Consider the following 15,322-nt stretch of genomic DNA (forward strand, 5'->3'; position numbering starts at 1 on the left):
GCGGCGGCCAGATAGGGCCGCCGCACCCTCACTCCAATTCCACCCAGACCGGAAAATGGTCTGAGCCGACCGCATCGGTATCGACGCTTGCCGCTTTGAGGCGATGGGCCAGCGAACCGCTCAGGAAACAATAATCGAGATGCATACGCATATCCGGCTTGCCAGCCTCTTCCCAGCTGTAGCTTTCGGCATTGAGTTTGCCGAGCCGGGCCAGTGCGTCCAGAGGGGCGTCGGCACGGGCGATACGACCGTAATAGGCATCGATGGTTCCGACCATCTCGCGATATTCCGGCGATTCGGGCTGCATATTGAAATCGCCCATCAGCAGAAAATCTTCCGGCAACGGCGGTTGCGGCAAGGAATATTCCTGGCCGCCGGTCATCGCGCCACCTTCCTGGATGAAGTTGATGGCTCGGTCCTTCAGGAACCGGATCTGGGCGATCCGCTCGTCCGGTGCGACATGGTCGAGATGGACGGAATACACCCGGAGCGCTCCGCCGGGCGCATCGATCACCGCCTCGGTTGCGGCGCGCTGATTGTTGAGCCGTTCGAAGGTGCGGGTGCGTGGCAACAGCAAAAGCCGGTTGGCGAGGATCGGCCAGCGCGACAGCACCATATTGCCGAACTGGTAGCGTTTGTCGACGCGGCGGCCCTTGATCAGCGCCGAGGAGCCGTGCAGATCGCAGGCCGGTCCATAGACCCAATGGTATTCGGGAAAATGGTTGGCGAAAATCTCCGGCAGGTCGGCCCCACCATTGGCGGGATAACCACGGGTGACTTCCTGGAGGGCGATGACATCGGCACCCTCGAGGTTTTTGGCGATCCTGATCGGATCGAATTTGCCGTCCAGGCCGATCCCGTATTGAATATTGTAACTGACGAAACGCACGATACTCTTTGACCTCCGCGTCAAGCGGCGATAACGATGGCCGCATATATGATATGAGTATCCTGACACAGGAAGTATGGCAGCGACATGAAATTTCTCGACGAGGCAAAGGTCTATATTCGATCAGGTGACGGCGGCGCAGGTGCCGTCTCGTTCCGCCGCGAGAAGTTCATCGAGTTCGGCGGGCCGGATGGTGGCGATGGCGGACGCGGTGGCGATGTCTGGGTGGAGGCCGTCAATGGTCTGAACACCCTGATCGATTTTCGGTTCCAGCAGCATTTCAAGGCGACGGTCGGCACCCATGGCATGGGGCGCAACCGCACTGGCGCCAATGGCGAGCATGTGACGCTGAAAGTGCCTGTTGGGACCCAGATCTTCGAAGAAGATGCCGAAACGCTGATTGTCGATATGGTTACCGAAGGACAGCGCTTCCGGCTGGCAGCGGGTGGCAATGGCGGCTTTGGCAATGCGCATTTCAAATCGGCCACCAATCAGGCCCCGGATTGGGCCAATCCCGGTCTGGAAGGTGAAGAAAAGACCATCTGGCTGCGGCTGAAGCTGATCGCTGATGCCGGTCTGGTTGGCTTGCCCAATGCCGGAAAATCCACCTTCCTGGCGGCGGTGACGCGGGCGCGTCCGAAAATCGCCAATTATCCGTTCACCACGCTGCATCCCAATCTGGGTGTGGCGACCGTGGATGAGCGTGAGTTCATCCTGGCCGATATTCCTGGCCTGATCGAAGGCGCCCATGAAGGGGTTGGCATTGGCGACCGCTTCCTCGGCCATGTCGAGCGCACGCGGGTGCTGTTGCATCTGGTGTCTGCCCAGGAAGAGGATGTCGCCAAGGCCTACACCACGGTTGCCCATGAGCTGGAAGCTTATGACGGCGGCTTGGAAGATAAGCCTGAGATCGTCGCCCTGTCGCAGATCGACGTGCTGGACGAGGATGAGCTGAAAAAGAAGCTCAAGGCCTTGCAAAAGGCCTGCGGCAAGAAGCCGATGATGATTTCCGCCATTACCGGCAAGGGAATGCTCGAAGTCCTGCGCGCATTGCGCGACGTGATCGTTGAGAATCGCAGCTATGACGACGAGACGATTTCGCAGCGGCCGAAGAAACATCGCCACAAGCTGGAAGATCGAGCCCAGACCGAAGAAGGGCCAGAGGAGAGTGAGGAGGGCGAGGAATGAGCGCACCGCTTGCCTCTCTCTCGCAGTATAAGCGCATCGTCATCAAAATCGGCTCGGCCCTGCTGGTGGACCGGGGTTCCGGCCTGAAACATGCCTGGCTCGATGCCGTCTGTGACGATATTGCCGCCCTGCGTGCTAGGGGTGTCGAGGTGCTGGTCGTGTCGTCCGGTGCCATAGCGCTTGGCCGCACGGTGCTGAACCTGCCAGCCGGTGCCTTGAAACTGGAAGAAAGCCAGGCGGCAGCAGCCGTCGGGCAAATTGCTCTGGCACGGCATTGGTCGGAAAGCCTGTCGCGGTCCGCCATCGTTGCCGGGCAGATCCTGCTGACGCTGGGGGATACGGAGGAGCGTCGCCGCTATCTCAATGCGCGCGCCACGATCAGTCAGTTGCTGAAGCTGGGGGCGGTGCCAATCATCAACGAAAACGATACGGTGGCGACCACCGAAATCCGCTACGGCGATAATGATCGTCTGGCTGCCCGGGTGGCGACGATGACGGGTGCCGATCTGCTGATCCTGCTCTCCGATATCGATGGTCTCTATACCGCGCCGCCGCATCTCGATCCTGAGGCAAAACTTTTGCCTGTCATTGCCGAAATCACTCCTGAAATCGAGGCGATGGCGGGTGGGGCGGCCTCGGAATTGTCGCGCGGTGGCATGCGCACCAAGATCGATGCGGGCAAGATTGCTACCAGTGCTGGCTGCGCGATGATCATCACGTCGGGCAAGCTGCTCAATCCTTTGCGCGGCATTGATGAGGGGGCGGCCCATTCCTGGTTCGCGCCGTCTGCCATGCCGGTGACGGCCCGCAAGACCTGGATTGCCGGACAATTGCAACCCGCCGGTATTCTAACCGTCGATGCGGGCGCTGAAACGGCCCTTCGGGCTGGCAAGAGCCTTCTGCCGGCAGGAGTGCGCGAGGTATCCGGGCAATTTCATCGGGGCGACACGATTTCGGTGATCGGGCTTGAGGGGCGAGAAATTGCCCGTGGCCTGGCGGGTTACGATGCCGATGAGGCGCGGCGTATCGCCGGGCATAAATCGGCGGAGATCGAAGCGCTGCTCGGCTATGCCGGACGCTCGGCGATGATCCACCGTGATGATTTGGTGATGACGGAACAGACCGGCAGGAAAACCGGCAAGAGTGTAAAGAAAAAGGACGAGGCCCATGCTTGACACAGTCGCCAAGGCGGATGGTATCGACGCGCTGATGCTGGACATCGGCGCCAAGGCCAAGGCCGCTGCGCGACCGTTGGCAATTGCCTCGGCTGACCAGAAGAATGCCGCGTTAATCGCCATGAGTGAGGCGATCCTGACTGGAAAAAGCCAGATCATCGCTGCCAATGCTATCGATCTCAAGGCTGCGCAAACGGCAGGGCTGGCGGCATCCTTCATCGACCGGCTCACGCTGAATGAAGAGCGGATCACCGCGATGGCCAAGGGCCTGCGCGAGGTGGCCGAGTTGAAAGACCCGGTCGGTGAAGTCATCGCGGCCTGGGAGCGTCCGAACGGTTTGAAGATCGAACGGGTCCGTACTCCGCTTGGTGTCATTGGGGTGATTTACGAAAGCCGCCCGAATGTGACGGCGGATGCGGGGGCACTTTGCCTGAAATCCGGCAATGCCGTGATCCTGCGGGGCGGTTCGGACTCAGTCAATTCCTCGCGCGCCATTCATGCCTGCCTGGTGGCGGGGCTTATGGCCGCCGGGCTGCCGGAACATGCCATCCAGTTGGTGCCGGTTACGGATCGTGCTGCGGTCGGTGCGATGCTGACCGGGCTGAACGGCACGATTGACGTGATCGTACCGCGGGGTGGCAAGAGCCTGGTGGCACGGGTGCAATCGGATGCGCGCGTGCCGGTCTTTGCCCATCTGGAAGGGCTCTGCCACGTCTATGTCGATGGCTCCGCCGATCTCGATATGGCGAAAAACATCGTCGTCAATGCCAAGATGCGTCGGACTGGCATTTGTGGCTCGGCAGAAACTCTGTTGGTCGATAGCGCTGCCATCGGCAGCCATTTGATGCCGCTTCTTGAAGCCCTCACCGAAGCTGGTTGTGAAATCCGTGCCTCGGCGACGGTGTTGAAAGTCTTTCCTGGCCTGAAGCCTGCCGTGGACGAGGATTGGCGTACTGAATATCTCGACGCGATCATCTCGGTTGCCGTTGTCGATGGCATCGGTGGGGCCATCGACCATATCGCCCGTTACTCTTCCAACCATACCGAGGCGGTGATTGCTGAAGACCCTGCTGTGGTCGAGCGGTTTTTCAACGAAGTGGATTCGGCTATCCTGCTGCACAATGCCTCGACGCAATTTGCCGACGGCGGCGAATTCGGCATGGGCGGGGAAATAGGCATTGCCACCGGCAAGATGCATGCGCGCGGGCCGGTTGGCGTCGAGCAATTGACCTCGTTCAAGTACCGGGTGCATGGCACCGGTCAGATCCGGCCCTGACGTGAGCCATCCCGGGGTCGCTGCACATTATCTGCGCATGCCGCATACCGAGCGCGGCATGGTGGTTGGCCTGTTCGGCGGATCGTTCAATCCGCCGCATCAGGGACATGTGCTGGTGGCCGAAATTGCCCTTCGCCGGTTGGGCCTGGATCAGCTTTGGTGGATGGTCACACCCGGAAATCCACTAAAAAACCACAGCCAACTGGCGCCTCTGGCCGAGCGGCTGGCGCTCTGCAAGGGGCTGGCGCAAGACCCCCGTCTGAAGATCACCGCCTTTGAGGCGGAACTGGGCACGAGCTACACCGCGCGTACATTGGACCATGTGAAGCGGTTGAACCCGCATGTGCATTTCATCTGGATCATGGGGGCGGATAATCTTCGCTCGTTTCACCATTGGCAGGATTGGCAGAAGATCGCCATGACCTTTCCGATTGCGGTGATCGACCGGCCAGGTGCGACCCTGTCTTATCTGTCATCGAAAATGGCGCAGCGCTTCGATTTTGCACGGGTCGATGAAAGCGATGCTGGTGTGCTGTGGCGCAGGCAGGCGCCCGCCTGGACCTTCGTTCACGGACCGCGCTCAATGCTGAGTTCGACAGCGCTTCGCACAGGGCCTGTCTTGAAAGATTAACTATTCAGTGCCACCTTATTCTTGGCTCACTGGCAATGGGTGCCTCTGAGTCGTTTTCGTGCTGTTACCGACGGAAAGGACAAACTCTGACAACAGTACACACCAAGGGCCGCGCCACTGTCGCGATCCCGCAAAGCCCGGAACGTGGCGTCGATGCCGCAGCCCGCGCGCTTGAGCTGGTCCTCACAAGCCTTGAGGACTCGAAAGCAGAAGATATCGTCTCTATCGACATTGCCGGAAAATCGGCGCTGGGCGACTACATGGTGGTCGTGTCCGGTCGCTCATCCCGTCACGTCGTGGCGATCTGCGAACATCTCGTCTCCGATCTGAAGGACGAGGGCTTTGGCGCACCGCGCGTCGAAGGTCTTGAGACCGGCGATTGGGTACTGATCGACGCCGGAGACATTATCGTGCATGTTTTCCGCCCCGAAATCCGCGAGTTTTACAACATCGAAAAGATGTGGGCCGCACCGGATATCGAGGAAAGCCGACTGCACTAACCCTCACAGGCGGTATATTTGCCGGTCTGGAGATGGTATCGAGCCCGATAAAGGCAATGATCGTCGCGTGTTTTCGACGGGATGATCCTTGTCTGCCAAGAAAGCGAGCGGGTTTCCGTTCAGCTGGTATTGGTTTTGCGGATCGAACCTTCAAGAGGATGGGATGCGGATAGGCATTGTTGCCGTTGGCCGGTTGAAAGCCGGGCCAGAGAAAGATCTTGTGTCACGCTATCTGGACCGTTTTGCCAAGGCCGGTCCAGCAAGCGGGCTGGAATTTTCTCGTGTCAGCGAGCTGCCGGAAAGCAGAGCCTCGAATTCGGCCACCCGTAAGCGGGAAGAGGCGGTGCAGATCGAAAAATCCCTGCCGGACAATCCTCTTGTCGTGGCGCTGGATGAGCGCGGCAAAAGCTGGGACAGCCAGGAATTTGCGGCTTATGTGGGTGACCACAAGGATCGTGGTCGCCGTGACATGGTGATCGTTATCGGCGGGGCCGATGGCCTCGACCCCGATTTCCGCGACCGTGCCGATCTGGTGCTGAACCTCGGAAAAATGACCTGGCCACATCAGCTGGTGCGCATCATGCTGGCAGAGCAGCTCTACCGTGCTGTTACCATCCTCTCCGGCCATCCCTATCACCGTTCCTGACGCATTTTATGCGCACAATACAACATGTCTGTGATCGGCGCGTTTTTTCTTGACAGACAGCCTCCTCTTTAGTCATAAAACGAGAGAGTAGATGTCATGTTTGTTTAACGGGCTGAAGCCGATGCTGGTGTGCAGTTGCAATTTCATCACCGAGAAAGAGATCCGCGATACGATCACGGAATTTCTTGAGCAGGACTGTTGGCAGTTGATTGTGCCTGCAAAGGTCTATCACGCCATGGAAAAGCGTGGTCGCTGTTGTGGGTGCTTCCCGAATGTCGTGGATATCATCGTCTCGACCACCCAGGCCTTTCACGCTCAGCGCAATAGCGATGGCGAAAACCTCGTGAATTTCATGGAGCGCTTGAAGCGTTTTCAGGAAGAACAGAAGAACGAGCTTATAGAACGCCGCAATCGTGTCAGCCGGACGGCCTGACCACTGGCCGCGTTCAGATACTGCAAACCCACCCACAGCCCCGCTTCATGCGGGGTTTTTTCGTTTTAGCAGCCTGCAAATGTGTCACGAGATCTCGTGTCAGGATTAGGCCATCCTCGTCTTTTTGGAATCATTCTAAAATTAATGCTCGACTTGGCAATTCAATCCTGCTTTTATCGCGCATATCGCTGGCAAGTTGTGCGAAGCGTTGTAAAACATTGGAGCGCACTGATAATTCTGTCGATTGCAGGCAATCGAAGCAGTTATCCGTGCCGGTAACCGTTTAAGATAGGGGTCCTGCGATGAAGGGCGATGCAAAAGTTATTGAACGTTTGAACCAGGCATTGTTTCTGGAACTGGGTGCTGTCAACCAGTATTGGCTGCACTACCGTCTTCTGGAAGATTGGGGCTATACCAAGCTTGCCAAGAAGGAACGGGCGGAATCCATCGAAGAAATGCAGCATGCCGACAAGCTGGTCGAGCGGATCATTTTCCTGGAAGGCCACCCCAACCTTCAGACTCTGGCGCCTTTGCGCATCGGTCAGACCGTCAAGGAAGTGCTGGAGGCCGATCTTGCTGGCGAATACGAAGCCCGGACGTCCTACAAGGAATCCCGCGATATCTGTTATCAGGCTGGTGACTACGTCACCATGAAGCTGTTTGAACAGCTGCTGATGGATGAGGAAGGCCATATCGACTTCCTCGAAACCCAGCTCGAACTGTTCTCCAAGCTTGGCGCCGAAAAATACGGTCAGCTCAACGCAGATTCTGCCGACGCTTCGGAATAACGTTGTTCCCATGAAAAAGGCCCGGTTTGCAGATGCGAACCGGGCCTTTTTATTTTTGATTGATCAGGCGCGAAGTGCCTTTTCGAACAGCCGTCCCATGCGTTCCGCAAAGGCCCGGGCGTCGGCTGGTTTTTCGCCATCGAGAATGCGGGCCTGGTCGTAGAGCAAGTGGATCGCATCATTTTGCAGGGCTGGCGCATGTTGGGCACCCGCCATGGCCTTCACCAGCGCGTGATCGGCATTCAACTCCAGCACTGGCTTGGAAGTTGAGGCAAGCTGACCTGCTCCGGCCAATATTTTCTCCAGCTGACGATCATAACCGCTTTCTGGTGCCACAAGGCAGACGGGGCTTTCCGTCAGCCGATCTGAGGCGCGGACATCAGCAACCAGATCTTTTAACTGTTCCTTGGCGAGCGCCAGGAAGCCGGCAATATCTGCCTTTGCCTGGTCGTTGCTATCCTGGTCGCTATCAGCCCCGGCGTCGGCCTTGGCGAATTTGGCAAGGTCGGCTGCACCCTGGCTAACGGATTTGAAGGTCTTGCCTTCGAATTCAGGCGCATTCATCACCCAGAAACTGTCGATCTGGTCTGAGAGCAGTAGAACCTCGATGCCGCGAGCGCGAAAACCTTCCAGCTGCGGCGAGGCCTTCAGCTGTTCCAGATTGCTGCCAGTCAGATAATAAATGCTGTCCTGTTCCGGCTTGAGGTCCTTGATATAGTCGGCAAGGCTGCGCTGGTCGTCGCCTGATGTCGTAGTGCGAAAACGGGTAAGTCCCAGCAATTGGTTGCGCCGTTCAAAATCCTCATAGAGCCCTTCCTTCAGCACAGCGCCGAAATTTTCCCAGAGTGTCTTGTAGGTTTCGGGCTCGTTCTGGGCCAGCTTTTCCAGGGAGGTCAGGATGCGATTGGTCACGCCCTTGCGAATGGCCGACAGGATCGGACTTTCCTGGATCATTTCCCGCGATACGTTCAGCGGCAGGTCGGCAGTATCGACAAGACCGCGCACGAAGCGCAGGTAACGTGGCAGAAGCTCGGCGTCGTCGGTGATGAACACCCGCTTCACATAGAGCTTGATACGGCCTTTGCGGTCGGGATCAAACAGGTCGAAAGGAGGCGTGCCGGGGACAAAGGCAAGGGCGGTATATTCGTGGCGGCCTTCGGCGCGGAAATGCACCGTCAAGGCCGGTTCGTCATATTGTCCGGAAATGCCGCGGTAGAAATCGGCATAGTCCTCGCTGCTGATCTCGGATTTCGAGCGGGTCCAAAGCGCTGTGCCTTCGGTGATCCGGGTTGGTTCGTCGCCGGGCTTTTCAACCAGAGTGATCGCAACCGGCACATGGCCTGACTGCTGCTTGACGATCCGCTCGACGCGGGCGCGGGTGGCATAATCCTTGGCATCCTCCATTAGATGCAAGGTGATGCGGGTGCCACGGGCTGGCGCGTCGTCGGCATCGATTTCGCTGATGGAATAGCTGCCCTTACCGTCGGAAGACCAGGCCCAGGCCTGCGTCTCACCGGCACGGCGCGTTGCCACATCCACCTTGTCCGCCACCATGAAGCAGGAATAGAATCCGACGCCAAACTGGCCGATCAACTGGGCGTCATCGCCAGTCTTGCCGGCCTCCGCCTTGCTGGCTTCGATCCGCTCCATGAAGGCACGGGTGCCTGAGCGGGCAATTGTCCCCAGGGCTTCGATCAACTCGGCCCGGCTCATGCCTATGCCATTGTCTTCGAGGATCAATTGCCTGTTATCGGCATCGAGCCGCAGTTGGATGCGGGGATCGGTATCGCTGGTGAGAAGGCCCGGCGTGGTAATCGCCTCATACCGCAGTTTCTCGCAGGCATCGGCGGCATTGGAGACCAGTTCCCGCAGGAACACATCCTTATCAGAATAGACCGAATGCACCATCATGTGCAGAAGGCGGGCGACATCGGCTTCGAAAACATGAGATTCTGGTGTGGCTTCGGCCAGCTTTTCGGCGGTTTCTGTCGACATTATAACTCCCGTATCACATCAGGCAGCGTGCCAGAACGGTGCGGCGACCGGTCTTACAGCATGCAGCAAAAACAGTATTTTGCTGGCGTCGCAAAGGATGTCCCACCTGCGGCCCGCAACCGCCTTCAGGTGGCGAAAGATCAGGTGAAATTCAAGAGCTGAGATGGTGGCGGGATGACAGTCGTCCGCTTTTTTTGCGCTGCACCTTCCTGTTTCACCTGCGCTAAAGATGGGTCTTCGGCGCGCGGCAACATTTGTCGCGCCACTCCGTTGGAACATTCCTCGGCTTGGAGCGTTTCAGCGACGTTGGTACGGGCAAAACACAATCATATCACTAGTCATATTAGCGTGAGCTATAACAGATATGTCGCGCAGTGATCCGTTTGGCAAGTCCCAGCGTAAAAGAATGAAACATTCATTGCCGTGGTTTCAACCTTTAAATTGCTCTCGACGCGGCTCGTGGTGCCGCGCGAATGGAGGCCTTGATGAATTCCCTGCAAGCCGACAAGAAGCTCATCAGAATTGCAATGGCTGCACCGTATCTGGAGCGCCAGGAGGAGCATGATCTGGCGGTCCGCTGGAAACACGGCAACGACCAGGTGGCCCGCAACCAGATTGCCCATGCCCATATGCGACTGGTGATTGCCATGGCTTCCAAGTTCCGTGGCTTTGGCTTGCCGCTCGGCGATCTCATTCAAGAAGGCTATATAGGGCTGCTGGAAGCTGCGGCAAGGTTCGAGCCGACCCGCGAAGTGCGTTTTTCGACCTATGCCGGTTGGTGGATTCGCGCCTCCATGCAGGATTATATCCTGCGCAATTGGTCCATCGTGCGCGGCGGCACCAGCTCCTCCCAGAAAGCACTGTTTTTCAACCTGCGCCGGTTGCGGGCAAAGCTTGCCCAGGGCGATCAACGCCTGACCGATCAGGCCATTCACCAGGAAATCGCCACTGCGCTTGGCGTCAGCCTTGCCGATGTGCAGTCGATGGACGCCCGGCTCTCTTCCAACGACACCTCCCTGCAAGCACCGATTTCCAACAACGGTGAAGAGGGTGCCGAGCGTCTGGACATGCTGGCCAGCGATGAGCCGACACCGGACGAGCAGGTGACGGATATGATCGATACCGAGCGCCGCCTGGACTGGCTACGCGGCGCCATGGCGCATCTGAATGAGCGCGAAATGCGCATCATTCGTGCCCGGCGGCTTTCTGAGGATGGCGCCACCCTTGAGGAGCTGGGCTGTGAGCTTGGTATTTCCAAGGAGCGGGTTCGCCAGATCGAGACCCGGGCGATGGAAAAGCTGAAGGTAGCGCTGGTTGAGGCCAATCCGCAGATGGTGGCCTGACCAGACCCAATAGATCGAACCAAATCTCTACAGCGTCCTTTGTGCGTTTTATAAAACGCACAAAGGACGCTGTAATGCTTTAAATCTGCTGCATAATTTTCTCCTTAGATCGATTCCGATTTAAGGAATTATGCATTGGTTATTCCGAGACGATCTTGACCCGGCTGCCCTGCGCCGGGCTTTGTCCGGCAGGAATGGCGTTCAACACCTTGAACAGTTCCAGCTTTCGATCCGTTCCCATCATCCTGGCTGACAGGCTGGCCAGCGTGTCGCCTTGTCCAACGGTGACGACCCGGACGCGCAATGGTTTCAGTGTCTTGGCTTCCTCAGGCGTGATGCGGCGGAAGGTTTGGCGCAGAAGATCGGCTGTCGGCGCGAGCTGGTCGCTGCCCTTGGGAACGGCAGTCAGGAAGCGGAAAATCTGATTGCCCAGCCGTACCACGGTGACGTCAAAATCCCAGCGATCCGCAGAGGCCCTGGCGGTCGCAGCCTCCATGCCATTGATCTTGGTTTCGTGAATGCTGTCCGGTAACAGGCCGGTGACCCAGCCGCTGGAAATATAATTGGTCAGGCTGCGGTTCTGGGTATCGGCCACGCCGTCGAAGCGGATGGCGACATCGCCAGGCCCGGTGGCCATGACCGCCTCTACCTTGTTGTCGATCTGAAAACCATCCGGCACGTCGAAGCGAATGCCGAGGCCACCATGCAGGAATGTGTGACCACGGACATAGCCTTCCTGCGGGCTGTCGCCATACAGCATGCCGTCGATGCCATCGAAAAAGTAATCGCGGCCTTTGTCGCCAGTCGATCCGTCAGGTCCGAAGGCGCGGGCATGGTCGCGTGCCAGTTCCACCCGCTGTGGCGTGCTGGGGTGGCTGGACAGGAAGTCCATGCTCTGATCGGCATTCGGGTCGGATGAGCTGTAATGCTGGTATGCGGCCATGGAATCCAGGAAGCGCGCCGCCGCATAGGGATCGTAACCTGCTTCGCCCAGCGTGCGCACCCCGATCGTATCGGCCTGCAATTCCTGCTGGCGTGAGAAGGCGGCCAGCCGCAGCTTGCCGCGGGCCAAGGCCTGCTTTCCGGCCAGATCGCTGGACAGGACTTCGGCCACCACCCGGCTGGCAATGACCTCTGCTTCCTCGCGCCGCTGGCGCTCGATACCGTGATTGGCGGTGACATGAGCCATCTCATGCGACAGCACGGCAGCCACTTCCGAAGCGTCGTTGGCCAGCGCCAGCAGGCCACGGGTGACATAGAGATAGCCGCCGGGCAGGGCAAAGGCATTGATAGCGGGAGAATTCAGAATGGTGATCCGATAGGATTGCTGCGGGTTTTCAGAAACCACCGTCAACGCACCGGCAATTTTCGCCACCAGCCGCTCGGTTTTCTCGTCGTGATATTCGCCGCCATAGCTTGCGACGATGCGGGGATGCTCACGCGCACCCATCTGGGCGCGCGGATCGTCCTTCTGCACTTCCTGAACGATTTGTGGTGAAGACGAGGGCGAAATGTTCGGCTGGTAGGACTGCTCAACCATTGACTGGCAGCCGGCAAGCGACAGGGCGGCGATCAGGCCGAGGCTGGCTTTAAATCCAGGGCGCATTTTTCCCGCCACCATTTGCGTGGTCTGCCAAGTGCCTCGCTGTGCAGGGGCCATCAGGATCATATTGCAGCGCATCCTAGAAACGTCTTCGTCCCCTTACCTGTTCAGTCACACCCGCCATTTCGCTGATATTGCGACGCGGGACGTTTCACGATTTTTATCCAAATCCTTAACAGCATATTATTGAATTGGATAAAACTGCGCATCGCACAAGATCAGCCAATTGGATAAGAAAATGTTAATGATCGCATTGATTTGTGCTTTGTATGTACCACGCCATGCCAGCCGGTCGCGTCGAAATCATGGCCTTAAAGCCGGTCACTATTATGAAAGGGACCGAGAAAGGTCTTGAGCGCAGCTGGGCCTTCGCCGGAAAGGAAGGTTTTTGCATCGCAATGCAGTGAAATCCGGCCTTGATCCAGAAATAGCACATCATCTGCCAGGCGCCGCACATCCTGGGGATCGTGGCTGACGATCAACACGCTCTGGCCGGTTTCGCGGTGCAGATCCAGCAGCAGGTCTGCCATGCTGGCGCGCAGGCCAGGATCGAGGGCGGCAAAAGGTTCGTCCAGCAACAATACTGGCTTGCGCCGTACCAGCGCGCGGGCAAAGGCGGCGCGCTGTTTTTCGCCGCCGGAGAGCGTTGCTGGCTTGCGCTTGTCATAACCGCCAAGTCCCACTCTTTTCAGTGCCTCGCTCACCGCCAGCCGATCCGCCGCGCTAAGCCGCAGGGACGGATCGATGCCAAGGCCGATATTGGTGGCGAGATCGAGATGGGCAAACAGGTTATGGTCCTGGAACACCAGAGAGACCGGCCGCTTTGCGGGGGGCAGATCGGTGATGTCCTCCGAACCAATCCGGATGCGGCCCTGATCGGGGGTCTCAAACCCGGCAATCAGGTTCAGCAGGGTGGATTTGCCTGAGCCGGACATGCCGGTGATCGCCGTGATCTTTCCCGCAGCGATCTGATCGTTGAAACCAAAACTCTGGTTCCCCAGCCGCAGTTGCACGTTGTCGAGCACAATTGAGGCAACGGGTGCGGCATCCGGGATATTGGCCGTCTCGCTCAAGGTCGCTCCTCCGGTTTGCTGGTGCTTGAGCCGCCCGCCGTTCCAATCATGGTCAGCACAAGGCAGACAAGACCGAGCAGCAGCGCCAGGCCATCTGCATCGGCGGTGCGGTAGCTGCCCATCCGGCTATAGATCAGCCATGGCAAAGTCACCAGATTATTGGCGCCGAACAGGGCCACCGCTCCGAGGTCTCCCAGCGACAGCGCCATGGCAAAGGACAGGGCCGTCAGGATTGGACGGCGCAGGCCCGGCCAGTCGATATGGCGGATCTTGGCCAGTCCGCCAAGGCCGAGGCTTGCAGACAGCCGCGCCGTGCGCTGGTGATGGGTGGCGATGGCCGGTGCCAAGACCCGCATGGTAAAGGGCAGCGCCATGATCGCGTTTATCGCCACCACCACCGGCCCGGCAAACCCTGCAGCATTGCCCATCTGCCGCAGCAGCAGGAACCAGCCGGTGGCCAGCACGATGACCGGCACCAGCAGAACCAGCGAGGAGGTTGCGCCAATCAGCCGGGACAGGGTGGTTGCGACCAGGGTTTTTTGCCGCAGGCCGGATAGTGCTGTCCTGGCATTGATGAAGACGAGGCTGAGACCCAGCGCCAGCAGGGCGGCGGGAAAGGCGATGGCAAGGCTAAGACCGGCAGCCCGCCAAACCGAGGGATCACCCAGCAGTTTCAGGAGATCGGCTTTAACGCCAGCAAAAGCGATAGTGGCAAGGGGCGTGACCAGGAAGAGCAGAGCGACCAGCAGCACGGCGCCATCCCAGGCCCGCGCTGCCAGCCCCTTGCCATCGAGCCGCAGCACAGGTCTTTCATCGGGTATTGTTTGGTCGTCTGGTGCGGGAAACAGCGCCAAAAGGCCAAGCAACAGAGCCGTGACGGCCAGTTGCAGAGTGGCCAGGGATACGGCCAGGGGCGGGTCAAAATCAAAGCGCAGCGCCTGATAGATCGCCACTTCCAGCGTCGTCGCGCTCGGTCCACCGCCCAGTGTCAGCACCAGCGTGAAACTGGTGGCGCAGAGCATGAAGATCAGCCCGGCTATGCCGGGAAGCAAGGTGCTGAGGGCTGGCCATTCGATCATCCGGAAAATGGCAACCGGACCCATGCCAAGGCTGGTCGCCATGCGCCAATAATCCGGTGGCACCCGCTCCAGCCCGGCAAGCAGCAGGCGGCATGCCAAGGGCATGTTGAAAAACACATGGGCAATGAGAATGCCGGTCAGGCCGTAAATGCTGACCGGTGTCTGACGGCCGAGCAGCGCGAGCAGATCATTGGCAAGCCCGTTGCGACCCCAGATACCAATCAGGCCCAGCGCTCCGATCAGCACCGGCAGACCCATGGGCAGCGCCATCAGCCGGATCAGCCAGCGACGGCCCCAGAAATGCCGTTGCCGTGCAAAGGCCAGTGCCACAGGCAGGGCAAAGGCAATGGACAGCGCGGTCGATAGCCCGGCCTGCACCAGGGTGAAGCGCAGGATGGACAGGGTGTAATTGTCCAGCGCCAGCGGCACGTTGCCACCGGTTGCCACCAGCAAGGCGGTGATTGCCAATCCGATAAACGCAAAAAGGCTGGCAAGGCCAATGACCCCACCGGCAATCGGCAGCAGGTTTTGCCGTGTCAGAGCATCGGACCGAAAAGTGGGAACCGGTTTTCGGAAAACTCCGATGCGCAAACAAAAACCTAGAGCATTTTTGCTTTTCGTTGAATCGCGAAAATGTTCTCGCTCTTTGTTTTTACGCATTTCCGGACGCAAAACCGCTAAACACTTTTGCTGGAAATGCTTT

14 protein-coding genes are annotated in these 15,322 nt (G+C 58.6%); 9 read left to right on the forward strand and 5 right to left on the reverse strand.

Translation table 11 applies throughout. The annotated features are described in order from the left end of the window. Positions 1-28: 28 nt before the first annotated feature. Positions 29-889, reverse strand: coding sequence for an endonuclease/exonuclease/phosphatase family protein (locus ASB66_RS18165; RefSeq protein ID WP_114386819.1), 861 nt, complete (start codon positions 887-889; stop codon positions 29-31). An 87-nt stretch (positions 890-976) separates the two neighbouring features. On the opposite strand from ASB66_RS18165, the gene obgE reads away from it, so the two are divergent. From obgE to bfr, 8 genes are all read left to right on the forward strand, one after another. After that, entirely contained in the window at positions 977-2,077 is a 1,101-nt protein-coding gene (obgE, locus tag ASB66_RS18170) for a GTPase ObgE (RefSeq protein WP_060718755.1), read from the forward strand. Next, complete coding sequence (proB, locus tag ASB66_RS18175; RefSeq protein WP_060718754.1) at positions 2,074-3,252, forward strand: glutamate 5-kinase; 1,179 nt, start codon at positions 2,074-2,076, stop codon at positions 3,250-3,252. The genes obgE and proB overlap by 4 nt, the downstream gene beginning before the upstream one ends. Continuing rightward, positions 3,245-4,528 carry a glutamate-5-semialdehyde dehydrogenase gene (locus ASB66_RS18180; protein ID WP_060718753.1) on the forward strand — a complete coding sequence of 428 codons (1,284 nt, stop codon included), beginning with the start codon at positions 3,245-3,247 and terminating at the stop codon, positions 4,526-4,528. The genes proB and ASB66_RS18180 overlap by 8 nt, the downstream gene beginning before the upstream one ends. Further along, on the forward strand, positions 4,503-5,159 hold the full coding sequence (locus tag ASB66_RS18185; protein ID WP_060718752.1) for a nicotinate-nucleotide adenylyltransferase: 657 nt from the start codon (positions 4,503-4,505) through the stop codon (positions 5,157-5,159). Before ASB66_RS18180 ends, ASB66_RS18185 begins: the two co-directional genes overlap by 26 nt. Before the next feature lie 35 nt (positions 5,160-5,194). Continuing rightward, positions 5,195-5,659, forward strand: a complete 465-nt coding sequence (gene rsfS / locus ASB66_RS18190) for a ribosome silencing factor (protein ID WP_060718751.1) — start codon at positions 5,195-5,197, stop codon at positions 5,657-5,659. Between the two features lie 163 nt (positions 5,660-5,822). Beyond that, on the forward strand, positions 5,823-6,305 hold the full coding sequence (gene rlmH / locus ASB66_RS18195) for a 23S rRNA (pseudouridine(1915)-N(3))-methyltransferase RlmH (RefSeq protein ID WP_060718750.1): 483 nt from the start codon (positions 5,823-5,825) through the stop codon (positions 6,303-6,305). A gap of 121 nt (positions 6,306-6,426) precedes the next feature. Then, complete coding sequence (locus tag ASB66_RS18200) at positions 6,427-6,738, forward strand: (2Fe-2S)-binding protein (RefSeq protein WP_060718749.1); 312 nt, start codon at positions 6,427-6,429, stop codon at positions 6,736-6,738. A 302-nt stretch (positions 6,739-7,040) separates the two neighbouring features. Beyond that, the gene (bfr, locus tag ASB66_RS18205) at positions 7,041-7,526 is read left to right on the forward strand and encodes a bacterioferritin (RefSeq protein ID WP_060718748.1); all 486 of its coding nucleotides are present in this window, start codon (positions 7,041-7,043) and stop codon (positions 7,524-7,526) included. Between the two features lie 63 nt (positions 7,527-7,589). Here the strand turns inward: bfr and htpG are convergent, their stop codons facing one another. Further along, positions 7,590-9,521 (reverse strand): molecular chaperone HtpG, encoded by a 1,932-nt coding sequence (gene htpG / locus ASB66_RS18210; protein WP_060718747.1) that lies wholly within the window; start codon positions 9,519-9,521, stop codon positions 7,590-7,592. 485 nt (positions 9,522-10,006) lie between these two features. On the opposite strand from htpG, the gene ASB66_RS18215 reads away from it, so the two are divergent. Next, on the forward strand, positions 10,007-10,864 hold the full coding sequence (locus ASB66_RS18215; protein WP_060718746.1) for an RNA polymerase factor sigma-32: 858 nt from the start codon (positions 10,007-10,009) through the stop codon (positions 10,862-10,864). A 139-nt stretch (positions 10,865-11,003) separates the two neighbouring features. Here ASB66_RS18215 and ASB66_RS18220 read toward each other — a convergent pair whose 3' ends face one another. From ASB66_RS18220 to thiP, 3 genes are all read right to left on the reverse strand, one after another. Further along, positions 11,004-12,470, reverse strand: coding sequence for a M48 family metalloprotease (locus ASB66_RS18220; RefSeq protein WP_234613208.1), 1,467 nt, complete (start codon positions 12,468-12,470; stop codon positions 11,004-11,006). 308 nt (positions 12,471-12,778) lie between these two features. Beyond that, on the reverse strand, positions 12,779-13,540 hold the full coding sequence (locus ASB66_RS18225) for a thiamine ABC transporter ATP-binding protein (RefSeq protein WP_081089094.1): 762 nt from the start codon (positions 13,538-13,540) through the stop codon (positions 12,779-12,781). Continuing rightward, positions 13,537-15,159, reverse strand: coding sequence for a thiamine/thiamine pyrophosphate ABC transporter permease ThiP (gene thiP, locus ASB66_RS18230; RefSeq protein ID WP_060718905.1), 1,623 nt, complete (start codon positions 15,157-15,159; stop codon positions 13,537-13,539). The genes ASB66_RS18225 and thiP overlap by 4 nt, the downstream gene beginning before the upstream one ends. Positions 15,160-15,322: the final 163 nt, after the last annotated feature.

Origin of the sequence: Gillisella vitis, from assembly GCF_001541345.2 — a bacterium.
Classification (GTDB): domain Bacteria; phylum Pseudomonadota; class Alphaproteobacteria; order Rhizobiales; family Rhizobiaceae; genus Allorhizobium; species Allorhizobium vitis.

Excerpts from the sequence above, each read along its gene's own strand:
- obgE (WP_060718755.1), top strand. The coding sequence starts at position 977 with ATGAAATTTCTCGACGAGGCAAAGGTCTATATTCGATCAGGTGACGGC.
- ASB66_RS18180 (WP_060718753.1), top strand. The coding sequence starts at position 3,245 with ATGCTTGACACAGTCGCCAAGGCGGATGGTATCGACGCGCTGATGCTG.
- htpG (WP_060718747.1), bottom strand. The coding sequence starts at position 9,521 with ATGTCGACAGAAACCGCCGAAAAGCTGGCCGAAGCCACACCAGAATCT.
- rlmH (WP_060718750.1), top strand. The coding sequence starts at position 5,823 with ATGCGGATAGGCATTGTTGCCGTTGGCCGGTTGAAAGCCGGGCCAGAG.
- ASB66_RS18185 (WP_060718752.1), top strand. The coding sequence starts at position 4,503 with ATGGCACCGGTCAGATCCGGCCCTGACGTGAGCCATCCCGGGGTCGCT.
- ASB66_RS18215 (WP_060718746.1), top strand. The coding sequence starts at position 10,007 with ATGAATTCCCTGCAAGCCGACAAGAAGCTCATCAGAATTGCAATGGCT.
- ASB66_RS18220 (WP_234613208.1), bottom strand. The coding sequence starts at position 12,470 with ATGCGCCCTGGATTTAAAGCCAGCCTCGGCCTGATCGCCGCCCTGTCG.
- rsfS (WP_060718751.1), top strand. The coding sequence starts at position 5,195 with ATGGGTGCCTCTGAGTCGTTTTCGTGCTGTTACCGACGGAAAGGACAA.
- proB (WP_060718754.1), top strand. The coding sequence starts at position 2,074 with ATGAGCGCACCGCTTGCCTCTCTCTCGCAGTATAAGCGCATCGTCATC.
- ASB66_RS18200 (WP_060718749.1), top strand. The coding sequence starts at position 6,427 with ATGCTGGTGTGCAGTTGCAATTTCATCACCGAGAAAGAGATCCGCGAT.
- bfr (WP_060718748.1), top strand. The coding sequence starts at position 7,041 with ATGAAGGGCGATGCAAAAGTTATTGAACGTTTGAACCAGGCATTGTTT.